General features: G+C 42.8%; 16 protein-coding genes. 9 read left to right on the top strand and 7 right to left on the bottom strand.

The genetic code is table 11. The annotated features are described in order from the left end of the window. Position 1: 1 nt before the first annotated feature. On the bottom strand, positions 2–982 hold the full coding sequence (locus AYW76_RS04280; protein WP_067031683.1) for a DUF523 and DUF1722 domain-containing protein: 981 nt from the start codon (positions 980–982) through the stop codon (positions 2–4). A gap of 9 nt (positions 983–991) precedes the next feature. Further along, the gene (locus tag AYW76_RS04275) at positions 992–1,960 is read right to left on the bottom strand and encodes an NAD(P)/FAD-dependent oxidoreductase (protein WP_067031680.1); all 969 of its coding nucleotides are present in this window, start codon (positions 1,958–1,960) and stop codon (positions 992–994) included. Positions 1,961–2,070: 110 nt separating this feature from the next. Here AYW76_RS04275 and AYW76_RS04270 point away from each other — a divergent pair, with 110 nt between their 5' ends. Both AYW76_RS04270 and AYW76_RS04265 read left to right on the top strand, forming a co-directional pair. Continuing rightward, positions 2,071–2,937, top strand: a complete 867-nt coding sequence (locus AYW76_RS04270) for a MerR family transcriptional regulator (RefSeq protein WP_067216272.1) — start codon at positions 2,071–2,073, stop codon at positions 2,935–2,937. A 97-nt stretch (positions 2,938–3,034) separates the two neighbouring features. Then, positions 3,035–3,271, top strand: coding sequence for a DUF2061 domain-containing protein (locus tag AYW76_RS04265; RefSeq protein WP_067031674.1), 237 nt, complete (start codon positions 3,035–3,037; stop codon positions 3,269–3,271). A 47-nt stretch (positions 3,272–3,318) separates the two neighbouring features. On the opposite strand, the gene AYW76_RS04260 is transcribed toward AYW76_RS04265, so the two are convergent. Further along, positions 3,319–4,668 carry a sodium-dependent transporter gene (locus tag AYW76_RS04260; protein ID WP_067216268.1) on the bottom strand — a complete coding sequence of 450 codons (1,350 nt, stop codon included), beginning with the start codon at positions 4,666–4,668 and terminating at the stop codon, positions 3,319–3,321. Positions 4,669–5,124: 456 nt separating this feature from the next. Between AYW76_RS04260 and ectA the strand changes: the two genes are divergently transcribed. The 5 genes from ectA (at position 5,125) to AYW76_RS04230 (ending at position 9,967) form a co-directional block, all read left to right on the top strand. Next, positions 5,125–5,616 (top strand): diaminobutyrate acetyltransferase, encoded by a 492-nt coding sequence (gene ectA, locus AYW76_RS04250; RefSeq protein WP_067216265.1) that lies wholly within the window; start codon positions 5,125–5,127, stop codon positions 5,614–5,616. A 75-nt stretch (positions 5,617–5,691) separates the two neighbouring features. Further along, the gene (gene ectB, locus AYW76_RS04245) at positions 5,692–7,002 is read left to right on the top strand and encodes a diaminobutyrate--2-oxoglutarate transaminase (RefSeq protein ID WP_067216262.1); all 1,311 of its coding nucleotides are present in this window, start codon (positions 5,692–5,694) and stop codon (positions 7,000–7,002) included. Between the two features lie 69 nt (positions 7,003–7,071). Then, positions 7,072–7,461 (top strand): ectoine synthase, encoded by a 390-nt coding sequence (locus AYW76_RS04240; protein WP_067096013.1) that lies wholly within the window; start codon positions 7,072–7,074, stop codon positions 7,459–7,461. A 20-nt stretch (positions 7,462–7,481) separates the two neighbouring features. Then, a complete protein-coding gene (gene thpD / locus AYW76_RS04235) occupies positions 7,482–8,411 on the top strand; it encodes an ectoine hydroxylase (protein ID WP_067216258.1) in 930 nt (309 codons plus the stop codon). A 113-nt stretch (positions 8,412–8,524) separates the two neighbouring features. Continuing rightward, positions 8,525–9,967, top strand: a complete 1,443-nt coding sequence (locus AYW76_RS04230) for an aspartate kinase (protein WP_067096020.1) — start codon at positions 8,525–8,527, stop codon at positions 9,965–9,967. A gap of 48 nt (positions 9,968–10,015) precedes the next feature. Here AYW76_RS04230 and AYW76_RS04225 read toward each other — a convergent pair whose 3' ends face one another. After that, positions 10,016–12,232, bottom strand: coding sequence for a bifunctional diguanylate cyclase/phosphodiesterase (locus tag AYW76_RS04225; protein ID WP_067216254.1), 2,217 nt, complete (start codon positions 12,230–12,232; stop codon positions 10,016–10,018). A gap of 206 nt (positions 12,233–12,438) precedes the next feature. After that, a complete protein-coding gene (locus tag AYW76_RS04220; protein ID WP_067216251.1) occupies positions 12,439–13,020 on the bottom strand; it encodes a HupE/UreJ family protein in 582 nt (193 codons plus the stop codon). 470 nt (positions 13,021–13,490) lie between these two features. Here AYW76_RS04220 and AYW76_RS04215 point away from each other — a divergent pair, with 470 nt between their 5' ends. Continuing rightward, entirely contained in the window at positions 13,491–16,601 is a 3,111-nt protein-coding gene (locus AYW76_RS04215; protein ID WP_067216247.1) for an EAL domain-containing protein, read from the top strand. Positions 16,602–16,604: 3 nt separating this feature from the next. Further along, the gene (locus AYW76_RS04210; protein ID WP_067216243.1) at positions 16,605–17,240 is read left to right on the top strand and encodes an HD domain-containing protein; all 636 of its coding nucleotides are present in this window, start codon (positions 16,605–16,607) and stop codon (positions 17,238–17,240) included. Here the strand turns inward: AYW76_RS04210 and AYW76_RS04205 are convergent. Together AYW76_RS04205 and AYW76_RS04200 are read right to left on the bottom strand one after the other, a co-directional pair. Beyond that, positions 17,233–17,682, bottom strand: a complete 450-nt coding sequence (locus AYW76_RS04205) for a MarR family winged helix-turn-helix transcriptional regulator (RefSeq protein ID WP_067216240.1) — start codon at positions 17,680–17,682, stop codon at positions 17,233–17,235. The genes AYW76_RS04210 and AYW76_RS04205 overlap by 8 nt on opposite strands. Positions 17,683–17,735: 53 nt before the next feature. Continuing rightward, positions 17,736–18,095 (bottom strand): Rieske (2Fe-2S) protein, encoded by a 360-nt coding sequence (locus tag AYW76_RS04200; RefSeq protein WP_067216236.1) that lies wholly within the window; start codon positions 18,093–18,095, stop codon positions 17,736–17,738. Positions 18,096–18,243: the final 148 nt, after the last annotated feature.

Here is an 18,243-nt window from a genome sequence, read left to right as displayed (position 1 = left end):
GTTACACTGTATTCCTAATGCCTAATGCTTGTGGGTATGGAGCAAAGTAGCGTTGCTCTTTAACGTATTCACTGCCGTACAGTTTTAGATAATGATATAGCAGTGTAGTCGGTGTGGTTAGGTTCACTTCCCCGCGACGGTATTGTTCTACGACGCTAAGTATGTCCTGTCGTACTTCAGAGTCGACTTCACGCTTTAAATACCCCACTAAGTGCATCAGCACATTGCAATGGTCTTTGCGTTTTGCTGGTTTTGCGAGCGCATCCATAAATTGCTTAAAGTATTCTTCAGAAAGGTCTTCAATAGACATTTTTTCTTGGCCAGAAAGAAGACGGCCAATAGTCTTGTAGGCTTTTTGGGAGTGCGCCATCACGATGTACTTATAGCGACTGTGGTAGTCGATTAAGTTTTTCATTGATAGATCGTTCAGTACTGTGTTGCGAAATTCATGGTGAGCAAACACTCGTAATAAAAAGTTTTCTCGTAAAAGAGGGTCGTTTAATCGGCCGTCTTCTTCGATCGGGAGGTGAGGATAACGATCCATCAATGATTGAGTGAACAGACCTCTCACCCTTTGCATGTGAGGGTGACCATTTTCTTGGTATACCTTAATGCGCTCGTAGCCACATGAGGGAGAGTTCTTCATTACGATATAGCCATCTATATCGGGCAGGTTATCTAAATAACGCTCATTAGAGCTTACGAGTTGATCGGTTATCTCCACATCGCGCTTGTTCGAAAACACAAGGCGTGGATCATTAGGATCGCCTTCTAATCGCATAGTCGGTCTTGGTGTACCAAACCCCGCCGCCATTTCGGGGCAAAATTTTTGATAATCAAAGTACTCGGAAAGTGGCCCTAAACAGTACAATGAACGACTGTGACCACCATTGAAACGAACATTTTCACCTAATAAACAGGCACTAATGCCTACCGGTATTTTTTTGCTGATATGATCTGGATGGCATTCATTGACTGTCATAACAGCCTCCTATGCATTCGTTTCCGTCAGTGTTTTTTGAAGTGCTTCGAAAGCAAATTTCGCGCTCAACATGGCACCCTCTGCATCGCCTTGGCATAGCCAGTCTCCAATCAAACTGATGTTTAGTGTGCTGTCGAAAAAGTACGGGTTTGGAGAAAGGGCCATCGCCTGACGTCCGAGCAGCCAGCGATGTGGCTCTCCAGACTCCTGTACGTTTGATTCGGTTGTCTTTGTAAATGCTTCAATCAGAATGGCTTTAACGTCTTCCTTGGGTGTATCTAAATGCGTTTTACTCCATTGAGGGGACGCTTGAATAACCCATGTTTCCATCGAGCCGGCAACTCTTTGAGGTTTATCTGAGTCTTTAATCAGAGACTCTAGGATAGGATGCTGGCAAGGCTGTAGTGGCGCGCTGTCTGTAGGTTCGGTTGTTACCCACATGCTCCATTGGGGTTGTGTTTGGCTTCCCGCTTGGTTGGCGAATTGGAGTAAAGCGCCAGAATTTGGAATGGTTGCTAATAACATAGCAGACTGCACTGCTGGGGTTGCGATCACAACATGTTCTGTCAGACAAATTGGCTGGTACTTGTCGTCACGCAGTAGCCACTTGCTACCTTGTCGTTCAATATGATGAACTTTGGTCTCAGTGAGGAGTGGCGTATCTTGGGTTAGGAATCGAGCGATTGAAGACATGCGTGGAACGCCCACGTAGGCGCTTTGCCAGCGTTCAATGATGTGATCCTTTAGCAGTGCTTCTCGCAATTCAGTAAGCTCTTCATCGCCAAAACTAATAATGCTCGCGCCAAGGTCGACACTGTATTCACCTAAGCGTTTGCTTCCTGCCCGGCCTCCGGTACCACGAGACTTTTCAAGTATCATGCATTCAAGCCCTTGTTTACGGGCAAGATAGCTAAATGTTGCGCCTGCAAGGCCTGCTCCGATGATAGCAAATTGTGTGCGAGGAATACCGGATGTCATATTTATGTTCTCTATGTGATATTTGTTTTTTAATCTTATACAAGAATATATTTTGTATAAGTTAATTTTTGTACATAAAATGATTTTGTACAAGCCTCAGGTATGCATGAATGAACATTACGACTGAATTAATAGCTTCGGATTACTTTCCAATACGAATTCTTTCAGAGCAGACAGGTGTCAATTCTGTCACCTTAAGGGCGTGGGAGCGTCGCTATGGTTTATTGAAACCGTTTCGAACTGAAAAAGGTCATCGCTTATATTGTCTACAAGATGTTGAGCGCGTGAAGCGGATTTTGTATTGGATTAATCAGGGGGTATCCGTCGGTAAGGTTCGTGCGTTGTTGGATTCTGGTTCAGATGATCTACGTATGAAAGGTGATGAGGACCAATGGCCTGATTGGCAGTGGCAGTTTATTGCAGCGGTTGTTGAATTGAATCAGAGTAAGTGGCAACGTTTATTTCAAGAAGCCAGTAAGCAGTACCCTGTGAGTGTGCTTTTGAAGAAGGGCTTACTACCCGCTCTGCAAAAGTTACGTAATCAAAAAAGCGCTTTAGTCGCTCGGTTATGCTTGCAAAGTGCGTTAGTAGAACGGGTATCATCCATAAAAACGAGTGGATCTAAAGTTAAAACGGACGGTCCAATAACACTGATTATTAATGCGGATAATAGTGCTCTGATGTCGCATCTTGTTTGTTGGTCCTTATCTGAAAGTCAGCAGTTGTATCGTTATATCGAAGGCGTTAAAACTGCTGCTGAGGTGTCTGTATTAGTTGGCGCCTTGCAGCCCGGCGCTACTATTTTGGTGGCGGAAAGTTTGACGCAAGCTGAAGCGGAAAAGTGGCTAAGTTTTTTATCTGAAGCGCCTTTAGAGAATCTATCTCTGATTGGCTCTGGGTTTTGGTTAGGTGTGCTTGATACTAAGCCTATCGTTGGTATAAAGGCTTATTCGGATGTATCCGCTTTTCTATCATAGTGGCTTTGGCTATCAATGTTATATATTTAATTAATTTTAGGTATTATTGGTTTTTATTTACTCTGAGTGTATTCAATAACACTCAGAGGTAACTCAAATGACTAAAACACTGACCTTCGCCGTTATGCATTTTACAGTCGCTTTCTCTGTCGCATATTTGATCACTGGTAGTTTCTTAGTCGGTGGGTTGGTTGCCACCATTGAGCCGGCAATTAATACCGTAGCGTATTACTTCCATGAAAAATTTTGGCAGCGCATGACGCCAGAGAAGCAAGCTTCTTTAAGGCTTGGTTTGCGCTCAGTATTTGATACGTATGCCTTAAAAAGCTCATAAAAAAACCCTGCTTAGCAGGGTTTTTGTGTTTCTAAGTGTATTCGTTGTTAAAGGTTAAGTACAAACACGATAGCAACGGCGACGGGTGCAATAAACTTGATAACAAACAACCAAAGTTTGAATAAGCTTTCAGATTTAAAGTTCAGCTCATCTGCCGCAATCTTTTGCTTAACAGTCCAGCCAGCAAACAGAGCAATGAAGATACCACCAAGAGGTAGCATAATATTGGCAGTGGCGTAGTCCAGCGTATCAAAAATATTTTTGCCGAAAATGGTTACATCAGACATAAAGTTGAATGACCCTAGACATAGAATACCTACCGCCCATACAACAATACCGATAGAGATTGAAGCGGTAGAGCGCTTCATGCCCATGCGTTCAACAAGGAAAGCAACGGTAGGTTCTAGCAGAGAAATCGCGGATGTCCAAGCGGCTACACCAATCAGGATAAAGAACAATGTACCAAAGAATTGACCACCAGCCATTTGGCCAAAGGCTACTGGCAAAGAGACAAACATCAAGCCTGGGCCTGCAGCAGGATCCATTCCGTTAGAGAAGATGATAGGGAAAATCGCAAGGCCCGCTACCAAGGCTACTAAGGTATCAAGGAAGCCAATCGCAAGAACGGTTGAGCCGATTGATGCGCGTTTAGGCATGTAAGAGCCATAAGCCATGATCGTGCCCATACCCAATGATAGGGTGAAGAAGGAGTGGCCCACAGCAACTAATACAGAGTCCCAAGTTAACTTGCTGAAATCAAAGTCAAACATGAAATCCCAGCCCGCTTCAAAGCCATCTGTGCTCATGCCGTAACCAAACAGTACAAACAGCAAGATAAATAGAGCTGGCATCATGATACGTGTTGCGCGCTCAATCCCCGCGTTCACACCACCAATAACGACCACAACAACCATGATCATAAAGATACTGTGCCACATCAGCAGCGTAGATGGATCAGCAAGTAAGCCAGAGAAAACAGCGCCAGCTTGTTCAGATGTAATATCGTTTAATGAGCCATTTGCGGTAGAAACAATGTACTGTAAAACCCAGCCTGCAACGACAGAGTAAAAAGACAGTATCATCACGCCAGCTAACATGCCCATAAGGCCTATTAAGCCCCAATTTTTGCTTTTGCCTGATTCTTCAGCAAGTTCTTGCAGCGCATTGTAAGGACTTTGACGAGCACGACGACCGATGAATACTTCGGCTAACATGATCGGAATACCAACCAGAGCAATACACAGCAGGTAAACCAGTACAAACGCACCACCACCATTTTCGCCAGTAATGTAAGGAAATTTCCAGATGTTACCTAGGCCAACCGCCGATCCCGTTGCGGCTAAGATAAAGATCCAGCGGCTCGCCCAAGAGCCGTGGATGGATTTTTTCTCTTGCATAAAATTCTCTTTGTTCTAAGCAAGTGACACATCCTTTTTGAGGATATGTTGAGAGCATCGCTCATCGGCGACTTTCCGGACTGCAGGCTCGGTTCTCATGCTTAATTTTGTTAATGGAAGAACTGCTTACAGAGATCTTACCTAAATACCTTCCCACAGGTGATATCCAGGTCGTAATGCGATTTGCATTACATAATCACTCTGATTTGGCGGGCGATTTTGCAAATTTTGTTCAAGCTTTTCAAGTTAAATCTGTCGATTTGGTCAATAACGCGCCAAAAATCAATGATCGAGAGCTTTAGTGACGGGCTGATTTTTACCAACAAATACGAAAACTCAGCAACAGTGGTTGATATAAATATTTAGACATGTAACTATTTTTATAGGCTTACACAGCTAAGAACGGAATTTTAAAGAAGAAATTGTTATTTAACTTATTAGAGATGTAATTTTCAAATGATGAATGACGTTATTACCTTACGCAAACCAAAGGCCGAAGATGGAATGGACTTATTTGAGTTGGTCGAGCGTTGTCCACCGTTAGACCCCAACTCATCTTATTGCAATTTGCTTCACTGCAGTCATTTCGCTGAAACAGGTGTTGCTGCGACACGTAATGATCGTTTGGTGGGTTTTGTTTCAGGATATTTGAAACCTTCAACGAGCGATGTTTGGTTTGTCTGGCAGGTGGCGGTAGATGCCGAGGCTCGAGGCTGCGGACTAGCTAAACGTATGTTGAAGTCAGTACTTGAGCGTCAAAACTTAACGAATGTGAAATATATAGAAACGACGATTACCTTAGACAATAAAGCGTCTTGGGGACTTTTTAAAAGTCTTGCCAAGGAGCTGAATGCCGCCATTGAGGAAGAGCCTTTCTTTGATGAGCAGAAACATTTTAAAGGGAAACATAATACCGAGTACCTAGTACGAATCGGCCCCTTTTCTTGACCATCTGAGTACCCCCATACTCAGGTCTAGCATATTCAAATAACATTATAAATTATTAAACATAGAGGACTATCCATGAAGATTTTTGAGGAAATTGAATCCGAAGTACAATCCTACGCTCGCTCTTTTCCGCGTGTATTTCATAAAGCTCAAGGCAGCTATTTGTACGATGAAGAGGGTAATCAATACCTCGATTTTTTAGCAGGTGCAGGCACACTTAATTATGGCCACAATCATCCAGTCCTTAAAAAAGCTGTCCTAGAATACATTATGGACGATGGTATTACCCATGGTTTGGATCTGCATACCAAAGCAAAAGGTGAGTTTTTAGAAGCCTTCAAAGAATATATCTTAGAACCTCGCGGCCTTGAGTATGTGATGCAGTTTACTGGACCAACGGGGACTAATGCGATCGAAGCGGCGATGAAATTGGCGCGTAATGTTACGGGTCGAGAAAATATCATCACGTTCACTAATGGTTTCCATGGCTGTAGTTTGGGAGCATTGTCTGCAACAGGCAACTCTCATCATCGTGGGGTAGCGGGCACTACGCTTGGCGGTATTAGCCGCGTTCCTTTTGATGGCTACTTAGGTGATGGTATTGAAACCACTGAGTATTTAGATAAGGTGCTGTCTGATTCTTCAAGCGGTATTGATCACCCAGCGGCCGTATTGGTCGAAACCGTTCAAGGTGAAGGTGGCATTAACGCAGCGTCTATGGATTGGCTGAAAAATCTTGAAACGGTTTGTCGCAAACATGATGTGTTGTTGATTATTGATGATATCCAGGCTGGTTGTGGTCGAACAGGTACCTTTTTTAGTTTTGAGCCGGCCGGTATCAATCCGGACATAGTGACCTTGTCTAAATCAATCAGTGGTTACGGATTGCCATTTGCTATTGTTCTGTTTAAACCGGAACTGGATCAATGGAAACCAGGTGAACACAATGGAACCTTCCGTGGTAACAATCTCGCCTTCGTAACAGCTAAGCATGCACTGGAAACCTTTTGGAAAGATGACTCGTTTGCTAAAGACGTGCGTCGTAAAGGCCAATACATAGAAGATCGACTTAATGCCATTGTTGATGAGCTTGGTGATGGTAACTTTACTGTGCGCGGTCGCGGCATGATGCGAGGCATTAACTGTGTTAGCGGTGAACTGGCAAGCCAAATCACAAGAGCATGTTTCAAGCAAAATCTGATGATAGAAACCTCTGGTGCAGATGATCAAGTGGTTAAGTTCTTGTGTCCTCTTGTTATTACGGATGAGCAGCTAAAGCAAGGTCTAGACATAGTAGAGCAGGCTATTCGTGAAGTGTGTGCGAAAACAGATGAAATGCCGGAAGAGCGTAGTTACTTTGATGAGAACTACGACATCGCTGTGTAGCTTAGAAGTGGGTGAGCTCATTTTGCTCACCCTCTGCCCGTCAATAATGAATTCTATGAAGGAGCAACAATGATTGTACGTCAGTTAAGTGAGTGTGAGAAAACAGAGCGTCGTGTGGTATCCCCTGATGGCAAGTGGCAAAGCGTACGTATGCTGCTTAAAGGTGATGACATGGGTTATTCATTTCATATTACAACTATTTTTGCTGGCGAAGAGTGCCAGTTCCATTATCAGAATCATTTTGAGTCGGTGTTCTGTATGGAAGGTGAAGGTGAGATTGAAAGCCGCGAAGATGGCAAAGTCTATCCGATTACACCGGGCACACTTTATAACCTTAATGAGCACGATCGTCATACATTACGAGCCTTTAAAGAGTTGAAACTTGCGTGTGTGTTTAATCCGCCTGTTACAGGGAAAGAGGTGCATAACAAAGACGGTGCCTACGAATTAGTCGATTAATTTCAAAGGAGAATATACCGATGGCTGTTGTGCAGACTTCAACTGCATCCGATCGTGATTTGTATCCTTCACGGACGTATCCAGAGCCTGTTAAATTTAGCCGCCAAGATCCGGTTGTTTACTCCGACTCACAAAAAGCTGCGCCTTTAACGAAAGCGCAGCTAGCGGAGTACGAAGAAAAAGGCTTTTTATTTCTGGATGATATATTTAGTCCTGAAGAATTATCTTCCCTAATCAGGGAAATGAAGAGTATGTGTCTTGATGAGGCCATAAAGCGCAGACCTGAAACCATTACGGAGAAGGGGAGTGGTGAGGTGCGTTCTGTCTTTTCAGTGCACCAACTGAATAAAGTTTTTGCCAATTTGGCTGAAGACCCGAGGCTAGTGGCTGTTGCTGAATACATACTTGGCGATAGTGTTTATATTCATCAAAGTCGATTAAATTGCAAGCCGGGTTTTGAAGGAAAAGAGTTTTATTGGCATTCAGACTTTGAAACATGGCATGCAGAAGACGGAATGCCAAGAATGCGGGCACTCAGTATGTCGATCACATTGACACCTAATGACCACAATAATGGTCCTTTATTGCTTATTCCAGGATCACATAGGTCGTTTATCTCTTGTGTCGGTGAGACTCCTAAAGATCATTATTTGTCATCACTGAAGCAGCAAGAGTTTGGTATTCCAGATCAATCCTCTGTTGCTGACTTGATTGAGCAGGGTGGTATTGAAACCGCTGTAGGGGATATTGGGCGCATCATACTATTTGACTGTAATACATTGCACGGTTCAAATGGCAATATAACCCCTTATCCAAGATCTAATTTATTCTTTGTATACAATGCATTAAGCAACAAAGTGTCTCAACCTTTTGCAAGTGATTCTATTAGACCTGAGTTCATCGGCGCACGGCATAGCATCAAACCTATTAAAAGTGTCATTTTTAATTAAAATTAGTGTAATTCATGCTTAATATTTGAGCTTCCTTATGACAAACTACCCGCCGGCGCTCACTAATATAGGTTGAGGTTCTCTTAACCCAACATAAGAAATTCGGAAAGAAAATGGGACAACATACAGTTGATAAAATCGGCGGTACGTCCATGAGTGACTACCGTTCGGTACGAGATAACATTATTTTTAAGCCAGCAGGTACAGAAGACCTGTATCAACGCGTTTTTGTAGTATCGGCATACGGCGGTATTACCGATAAGTTGCTGGAACACAAGAAGAGTGGTGATGCGGGAATTTACGCTCACTTTGCAAAAGACCGTAACCAGAGTGGTTGGCGTGAAGCGTTTGATGAAACTCGTCAAACCATGCTGGACATCAACCGTGATTTGTTCGGTGAGAGTGAACTTCTTAAAGAAGCGAATGACTTTCTAGCAGCTCGTCTTGATCAAGCGCAAGAAGCGCTAGAGGACTTGAGCCGTTTGTGTTCTCACGGTCACTTTGCAATTGATGAACATCTTGCGACAGTTCGTGAAATGCTTGCCAGTCTTGGTGAAGCGCACAGTGCATGGAACATGGCGAATTTGCTTAAACGTGACGGTGTAAACGCAGTCTTTGTTGACCTCACAGGCTGGAATGCTAGCGTTCACATGTCGTTAGACGAGCGGATTGTTGAGTCATTCAACGACGTTGATTTAGCAACTCAGTTGCCGATTGCGACAGGTTATGCTCACAGTGAAACGGGTCTAATGACAACGTTTGACCGTGGTTATTCTGAAATGACGTTTAGCCGTATTGCCGTACTGACACAAGCACGCGAAGCGATCATCCACAAAGAGTTTCACTTAAGCAGTGCAGATCCGCGTTTGGTCGGTGAAGATAAAGCGGTTCCTATTGGTCGAACTAACTACGATGTGGCCGATCAATTGGCAAACTTAGGTATGGAAGCGATTCACCCTAAAGCGGCTAAAGGTCTTCGTCAAAGTAAAATTGCATTGCGTGTGAAGAATACATTCGAACCTGAGCACAGTGGTACCCTCATTACAGGTGATTACATCTCCGATGCGCCATGTGTTGAGATCATTGCTGGCAGTCGCGGCGTCTACGCCGTTGAATTATTCGACCAAGAAATGGCCGGTGAAATTGATGCCTTTGATATGGGCGTGTTGAAAGTGTTGAACCAACTGGGTGCGCACATTATCGCTAAAGACATCAATGCGAATAGCATCACTCACTATTTAGCGGCAAATCTTAAGACGCTAAAGCGTGTTCTTCGTATGCTGGGTGAAGAATTCCCGGAAGCTGAAATTACACAGCGTAAAGTCGCTATCGTATCGGCTATTGGTTCTGATATGAAGACGACTGGTATGTTAGCAAGTGCTGTGAAAGCCATTTCAGAGCAAAGTATTAACGTGATAGCGATGCATCAGTCAATGCGTCAGGTAGACATGCAGTTTGTGGTGGATGAGGAAGACTACGAAGTCGCGATCCGCAGCCTACACAAAGAGCTTGTTGAATCGCATAACCACGGCCGAGCAATTTGTTTAGCGTCGTAAGCTAAAAGATCTCGACCTTTAAAAACCCAGCAGACAAGCTGGGTTTTTTTATGCATGTGCTAGCTGATCCACTTCAATGTTTTCCGGGAACTGATCGAATAGATCTTGAGGGATAGGGCGGCTGATAAAATAACCTTGCCCAAGGTCACAGTGAAAGGACTCCAGCATTTCAAGCTGAGCACGGGTTTCAACGCCCTCTGCAATGACCAAAATATCAAGTTTGTGTGCCATGGCGATAATGGCTTCTACCATCATGCGATCATCGTTATCGTTTTCTAAATCCCATACGAAGCTTCGGTCAATTTTTAGTAAATCGACAGGCAAGTTTTTAAGTTGTCCTAGTGATGAGAACCCCGTACCGAAATCATCAATGGCGATACAAATTCCCATTGCCTTTAAGTATTCCAACGTTTTCTTAGCTTGCTTCAAATCGGTTAACAGTGTTGTTTCGGTAATTTCGAAGCCGATGTAGTGCCCAGGAATATTGAACTGTTGAATCATTGCCCGTACATAAGGCACTAAGTTTGGATCATTTAGTTGCAAGGATGACAAATTGATGTGCAGTAAAATAGGGTAAAGTCCAAGTGCTTCGCGATGAGCCAAGTACTCAAAGCTTTTACGAATCACATAGTTACCTAATGCTAAAATTTGCCCTGACTGTTCCGCTAATGGAATAAAACTGTCAGGGAAGACTAATCCTTTTTCAGGATGATTCCAGCGGACTAGTGCTTCGGCTCCAATGACTGTATTTAAGGTTAAATCAAACTGAGGCTGAAAGTGTAGAATGAGTTGATCTTCTGCTATGGCTTTTGTAAGAGCGAGCTCTTCTGCATGTGTATCGAGTGATTGTTTGCGCATGGCTTCATCAAAGACCACGAATTGATTCTTACCACGACGTTTTGCCTCATACAGAGCGACATCAGCGCATCTCATGAGTTCTAAGATTTGTGAACCATGCTCCGGAATGAGGGTAATACCTAAAGAGGTGCTTTGCTTGAATTCTCTATGACCAATATGGATGATTTCTTGTGTGCTAGATAGGATTTCTTGAGCAATGTCTTTTATATCCTGAACGGAGTTTGCTTGTGTCACAACAATCGCAAATTCATCGCCCCCTAAACGTATTAAGATGTCTTGCTCTCGTTTATGTTGAGATAAGCGCTTGGCGACCTCAACCAAAACTTTATCGCCAACATCGTGGCCAATGGTATCGTTTATCGATTTGAAATTATCTAAGTCAAAATAAATAAACGCTCCCAGAGTTTGGTTTTCTTTGATTTGATGAATGATTTGATGGAAGTGGTCGTTCAGGTATCGTCGATTAGGTAAACTGGTTAAAGGGTCCTTAAATGCCAGTTCTTTTAACTCTAATGTCTTGTTATTGACTTCTTTCTGAAGCTCAATGGGGCGGATAAGGATATGGTAAAGGCTTAAAGAGCATGCAGTTGCAAGAAGAATGGTAATGAGCAGCATATTGAAGGTGCGGGTTATGATATTGCTGCTAATATCATTGGAGATAGAAAGCGTCCAAGTGCCTGTTGGTAAGCCGATACCAGCTTGCACTAAAGTGTCAGGGTTGAGGGGCTTTATTGGGTTATAGAACTGAAATATCTCGTTGGAGTCAGCGTGTTCACGTTCTATCTTGATCGCGTAGCCTTCGTTTTCTAGTTCATGAATGCCTGTGTTATTTATAAGCGGTGTTAGCATGATGAGTGCAGAGGCAAACCCCCAAAACTCGCTAGATTTAGGCCCCTGAGCCGCTTCATAAATTGGCATACGACTGATAACGGCAGAGCCACCTTGCACTAAACTTAGAGGGCCAATCATGATCATGTTGTGATTTTTTATTGCCGTGTACGCCGCTTCACTGTATTTGGGGTGATTAAGGACATCTAGTCCAAGTGCATCTTCATTGCCTTCAAGAGGATAAATATGTTCGATAATCCCACCTGGGGCTAATTGCATGCTGTCTATGCCAGGTATGGATTGCATGATGTTTTTGGCATAGCTGTCAAAATGATCAAGCTTTTTATCTGTTAGTGAGAGTTGGTGGGCTAAAATCCGTGTCGATGTAAACGATAGGCTCAGGCTGCGTTCTATTTCTGTCGCTTGAGAACGCGCAATACTACTGAGCATCAAACGCTGGTTTTGGATGAAATTGGTGTTGGAAAGAGTAATAAAATAAATGCCGAGCGCTGAAATTAGCGCAAATATACTCATAGAAATAACAAAGGCGCGCTTGTCTTTGATACGTGGTGTGAGCATATATCCTATAAACTCCATGTATTTTTTACTTATTACCGTGTTTAACAGATCAATATTTTTACAGTATCTGTATGAAGCTACTATTAATAAATTTTATCCATATTGCAATATAACAATTTTGCGTAGAGTGATAATAGGTATATAGATCAAGCTGCGTAGGAAATGCTACGCAGCTTGATCTAGGTCTTAGTTCTGGTATTTTGCGATTAAGCGAAAACTAAGAACACCCCGGCTAAACTAATGGCTGCTCCGCCCACTTGATTTAATCGAGTAAGATTAAGTGATTGCAGCATACGCCCGGTCCCAATACCCACTAGATGAAGTGCAATGGTTGCCAGTGCAAAGCCAAGGCCGTATTCGAAGCCATTTGCATTTAAAGGCATTTCCATGCCATGAGCAGCGCCGTGGAAAATGGCAAACGTCCCAGCAATTGTGATAGAGGCTGCCAGTGGTAGACGCTTAGCACTTAATAACAGTGCGCCCATTAAGATGACTGACAATAAAATACCCGATTCAATAAATGGTACATTCATGCCCAGCATGGCAGCACCAGCACCTAGTAGCATAACGGTCACAAACATTGTCGGTACTAACGTCAACGATCGACCGCCGAGGCTTGTAGCCCAAAGGCCGATAGCAAACATGGCTAACAAATGATCTAAACCGGTAAGTGGGTGAATAAGGCCAGATAAAAAGCTAGAAGTATGCTCATGTCCAGGGTGTGCCAATGCCATTCCTGGGATCAATGTAAGAGCTAAAAGTCCCGTTTTCTCTACTGTGATTCTCATCACTGTTCTCCTAAAAACAAATTTTCATTAACCGGATAAAACCGAGACGGGAGTTTACCACGAAGCATATCGGCTAATAGTGAATGATTTACAAGGTATGTAGCGTTCTGCTCAATGCTTAAGTGCAAAAATATTCCAAGTTAACCATTGATCGAAATCAATTAAGCGTGCCGGACGAGAAGGGAATGCTATTCGGTATATTGTACTGAGTAAGTTTTTGATGAAAACTGGTACGTTAGTTAAATGTACGAAGTCCTGCTGGAGACTATAAACCATCGATGAGAAGGGTAGGCATTTGATGGCTTACATTAGCCAGACTTAGAGTTTAGCGAATGCTTAATGGCTCCACTCAGTTTTTCGAGGCAATGAAACGGGATCGTGACATGTATAGAACACAATTTACTGATAGCCAATGTAACATTCTGAATCTGCCTGTTTACTTATATGATCTTAATTAGGTGCATGCATTCATGCTGAAACGGATTGTCTGCTTCTTTTGTATCTTTTTGCCACTATGGGCCCATGGTGAGTCGAAAAAACTGAATCTTGTTATTCTCTCCTACAATCCTGATGTCTCTACGGTTCTTTTATTTCAGTCGATTGTGGATGATTTGACTGAACGATTACCGAATTATGATATTAACCTTAAAGTTTCTAGTGCTGAAAATTTGAGCAGTACTATCGAACGTTATCAATATGATTTGATGTTATTAGACCCTGTCCATTATTTGAAATTTCGCAGTACAGGTCGCTTAAGTGGAGCCTTGCTGACGCTTCGACGTGGCTTTGAAGGGAAGACTACAAGCTTTATGGGTGGCGTGATTTTTACTCGACGTGACAACCAAACGATAAGACTTGATAACCTTTATCAATTCCCAGTTGCTGCAACGGCTCCGACTTATTTAGAGAATTATACTGCTCAAATTTATGAACTTAAAAGTAATGGGTTCAATATTCCTTCTGTTGATGCGCTTAAACAATATGCTGACGCTGAGCAGGTAGTTGATGCGGTACTTTCCAAGCGACAGGAGACAGGTTTTGTTCGAAGTGGTGTGCTGGAAAAGCTTGTTCAGCAGGGGCGCATCGAGGCAAATGCTTTTAAAATTCTAAACGAACAGAACTTCGCAGGTTATCCGTTTTCTGTTTCGACAAGACTGTTTCCTGAATGGGCGTTTGTTGCTAAAGCAAGTGTAGACACAGACGTTACCCGTGAAGTGACTGCTGCGTTGCTTAATATGAAGATTGATCGCAAACAAGCTCGAGATTATGGATTGTATGGTTTTGTTCCTTCCTTAGATTATTTACCTGTGGAGCTGATGTTAAAAGAGCTTTCGCTGCCGCCTTATGACGATGAAAGCTTAGGTTGGATCGACTTTCTGAAAAGCTATGCCACGTACTTTTTATTGGCAAACATGATCGCTTTGTCATTGATCTTCTTGTCCTGGAATACGTTTCGACAAAACAAGCATTTGGCTCGCTTGATTAAAAAAGAAAAGCAAGCCCAAGAGCTACTTACGCGTAGTAACAAACAATTGGACGCATTGCTAAGCAGCAGTCCTACTGTCATTTATTCCCTTGACCCGGAGTACTGTCAGCTTCAATTCATCAGCAGTAATTGCTACCACTTGTACGGTAAAACGGCAGAAGAAGTGAAGACTATTCGTAACTGGTGGCAGAAGTCTATTCATGATGACGATTTAATCAAAGCCTTAGCTACGTTTCGCCAATGGCGCGTTGATGGTTGCCTAGGAACTCTGATTTTTTCATATCGGATCTCTCGACAAGGCGACTGGATTTGGGTTGAAGATCGACTTCAGGCGTTACGTAATGATATTGGTGAGGTAACCCTCTTTGTAGGGGCTCATTCGGACGTGTCAGAACGGCATTTAAATGAAGAACAGCTAGAGCTTTGGGCCAGTGTCTTTGCCAATGCTCGTGAAGGTATTGCCATTACGAACCCGAAGGGCGATATCCTTGATGTAAATTCTGCTTTTTCTAGAATAACAGGCTACAGCCGGTTTGAAATCATCGGTCAAAATCCACGAGTTTTAAACTCAGGACGGCAAAGTAAAGATTTTTATCAAGAAATGTGGCGGCAGATTGTCAGTGCTGGCTTTTGGGAAGGTGAAATCTGGAATAAGCGTAAAAATGGTAGTATTTATGCTCAAAACCTAACCGTTGTCGCTGTCAGTGATGTGTTAGGAAACGTGAGCCACTATATATCGCTTTTTTCAGATATTACACGTCAGAAGCGTAATGAAGAACAGTTAGAACATATTGCTTACTTTGATTCGTTAACAGGGTTGCCAAACCGAACGAACTTAACCAATTCTCTCGATATCAAAATCAGAAACGCGACTATTTATGGTACGAAGTTCGCTTTAGCCTTCCTAGACTTGGATGGATTCAAAGAGGTAAACGATACCTTTGGTCATGATACTGGAGATTTATTACTCGTGGATGTGGCTAAACGTATGCGCGAGACGCTTGGTGGCGAAAGTATTGTCGCTCGGTTTGGAGGAGATGAGTTTGTTTTGTTGGTGCCAATTCTACAAAATTCTTCGGAAATTGAGCCACAACTGCAGTGCTTGTTAGATGCATTAGCTCAACCGTTTAAAGTATCTGGTGTAACGCTTCATATTAGTGCCAGCATAGGCGTGACTTTTTATCCTCAAAACCGTGAAGTTGAAGCTGACCAATTGATTCGTCAAGCGGATCAAGCGATGTATCAGGCGAAAATTAGTGGTCGCAATCGATTAAAAGCGTTTAATTTAAGCCAAGAAGATATTTTGGTTGAACAGCACCGTTTTTATGAAGAATTGCAGCAGGCGTATGAGTTAGAGCAGTTTAGGTTGTACTATCAGCCTAAAGTGAATATGCGTACCAAAGAAGTGTTTGGGTATGAAGCTTTGATTCGATGGCAGCATCCAACCAGAGGCATTTTGGCACCGGCGTTATTCTTACCGGCTTTAACCAATCAGCCTTTGGAATTAGAGGTTGGTAATTGGGTAATAAAAACCGCTTTAGCGCAGTTATGGCAATGGCAGCAGCTGGGCTATAACCAAACCGTGAGTGTTAATTTGGCAAGTTATCAGTTACAGCAGGGTGGCTTTATTACGGAAATGAAAGGTCTGTTAGCGGGTTATCCCCGTTCTGTAGCGGAGTCGCTAGAGCTGGAAATCCTCGAAACCAGTGCGATAGAGGATTTGGCGACGGTTTCAGGTGTGATTGAAGCCTGTAAAGAAATGGGGGTCAAGCTTTCACTGGATGATTTTGGAACGGGTTATTCGACCTTAAGCCACTTAAAAGAGCTGTCGGTTGATATCCTTAAGATTGATCACGGTTTTGTGCGTGAAATGTTAGAAGGTGAAAATGATCTTGCTATTATTAAAGGGGTTATAGGCTTTGCGGATGCGTTTTCGTTAGACGTTATCGCAGAAGGTGTTGAGACAGCGGGTCATGCTAAACGTCTCATTGAGTTAGGTTGCGAATTAGGTCAAGGCTATTACATTTCACGTCCGATGCCTGCAGAAAAGGTATTAGAATGGTACGATCAATGGAAAGCTTTTGATTGTGAGTAAACGATGCCTGAATCGAATGAGCTAGAGCGACATTGTAAAGCGTATGTTGTTGAACGAATGCAAACGGACAATGCCCATGACTTGGCTCATATTGAGCGTGTTGTCAAACAAGCAAAGCGGCTTGCTCAAAAAGAGGGTGCAGAGTCGACGCTTGTGATTGCGGCAGCGTGGCTGCATGATGTTATTAATTATCCAAAGGATCATCCTAAGAGAAGCCAAGCGTCTTTTGACTCTGCATCTTTAGTTGAACCTTTTCTTAAACATTTAGGGTTTGATTATTCGCAGGTTAGTGCCATCCAGCATGCCATTATAACTCACAGTTTTAGTGCTCAGGTGACACCAAGAACACTTGAGGCTCAAGTTGTGCAGGATGCCGATCGATTGGATGCTTTAGGTGCGATCGGAATTGCGCGGTGTATGATGGTAGGAGGGCAGTTGTCTCGCTTATTGTACGAGCTGGAGGATCCATTCTGTTCAGAGCGCGAACCGAATGATTCTGAATTTACTTTAGACCACTTCTATCAGAAACTTCTACGTTTAGAGGCAACATTCCAAACACAAGCTGGGCGAGCTGAAGCTGCACGCAGAACACAGTTTATGCGAGAATACTTGGAACAGTTGCGTTTTGAGATCAGTTAGAGGATCTTTCATAACGAGCTAGGTTGTCTGCCATAACCATAGATATTTCAAGATATTGTTGAAGTTGTTCATCTGATAATCCTTGGGTCATGGCTGTAAGCGCTTCTAAATCATAGCTTTCTAATGTTTTGAAAGACTGAGTGCCTTGCTGAGTTAATTCAATAAAAGAACTTCTCTTATCTTCTGGGTTTTGCTTTTTGCGAACCATATTGTACTTTTCTAGCTCTTTTATGAGCCGCGTAACTTGACCTTTATCTCTGCCACAGTGCTGAGCAATCATAATGGCTGTACAGTTTTCATGATCATGGATCATTTTTAAAATAATGAAGTACAAAGGCGAAAGAGGTGTGCTGCTTTCTTGCATAGCAAAACGCATTGCATGTTTCAGTCCGGAGATAATACCAATCAAAGCAGTTTGTATATCGCGTTCAATGTCAGCCATAGAGGAATCGTTCAATCTAGTTGATGAAATACTGTCAGAATATCAGATAAAAGTTAGGTGTGCTGTTTCAATTCGTTTGATGTCGGCAGTAGGCAAAAGACGTCGTCGACCTCGGTAATGATAAAACGTTGTAAACGTTCGCCAACACATGGCCCTGAAACACATTCCCCTTTTTCAGGTGTAAATTGCGCACCGTGAAATTGACATTCAATTAGACTGAAAGTTTCGTCAAAGCAATGGAAGCTGTCGTTTGCAATGCGTTTATTTAAATGTGGGCAAAGATTTTGATAAATAAAAAGAGTGTTATTTGACACAAGGGCAAGGAAGTGAGCTGAATTGATGTCAAACACGTAACTTTGTTCATTTTTAAGGGCATGAATTGTATTGTTCTGAATGTTAGATAAAACCAGCATAGCGCATTTCCAGTTATCATTTTTATGAGTATAAAGTGTATCGAGAATGCAAAGAAGCGCCCATTGTTTAATGGCTGATTGCTGTCTTTACAGAGGCCCTTTATACTCCGCACTATGACTAATAAACCCTCCTCCGTTAAGAAAAAAT

Source organism: Marinomonas gallaica (genome assembly GCF_001639745.1).
Classification (GTDB): domain Bacteria; phylum Pseudomonadota; class Gammaproteobacteria; order Pseudomonadales; family Marinomonadaceae; genus Marinomonas; species Marinomonas gallaica.
This window is presented reverse-complemented; position numbering and strand designations above follow the sequence as displayed.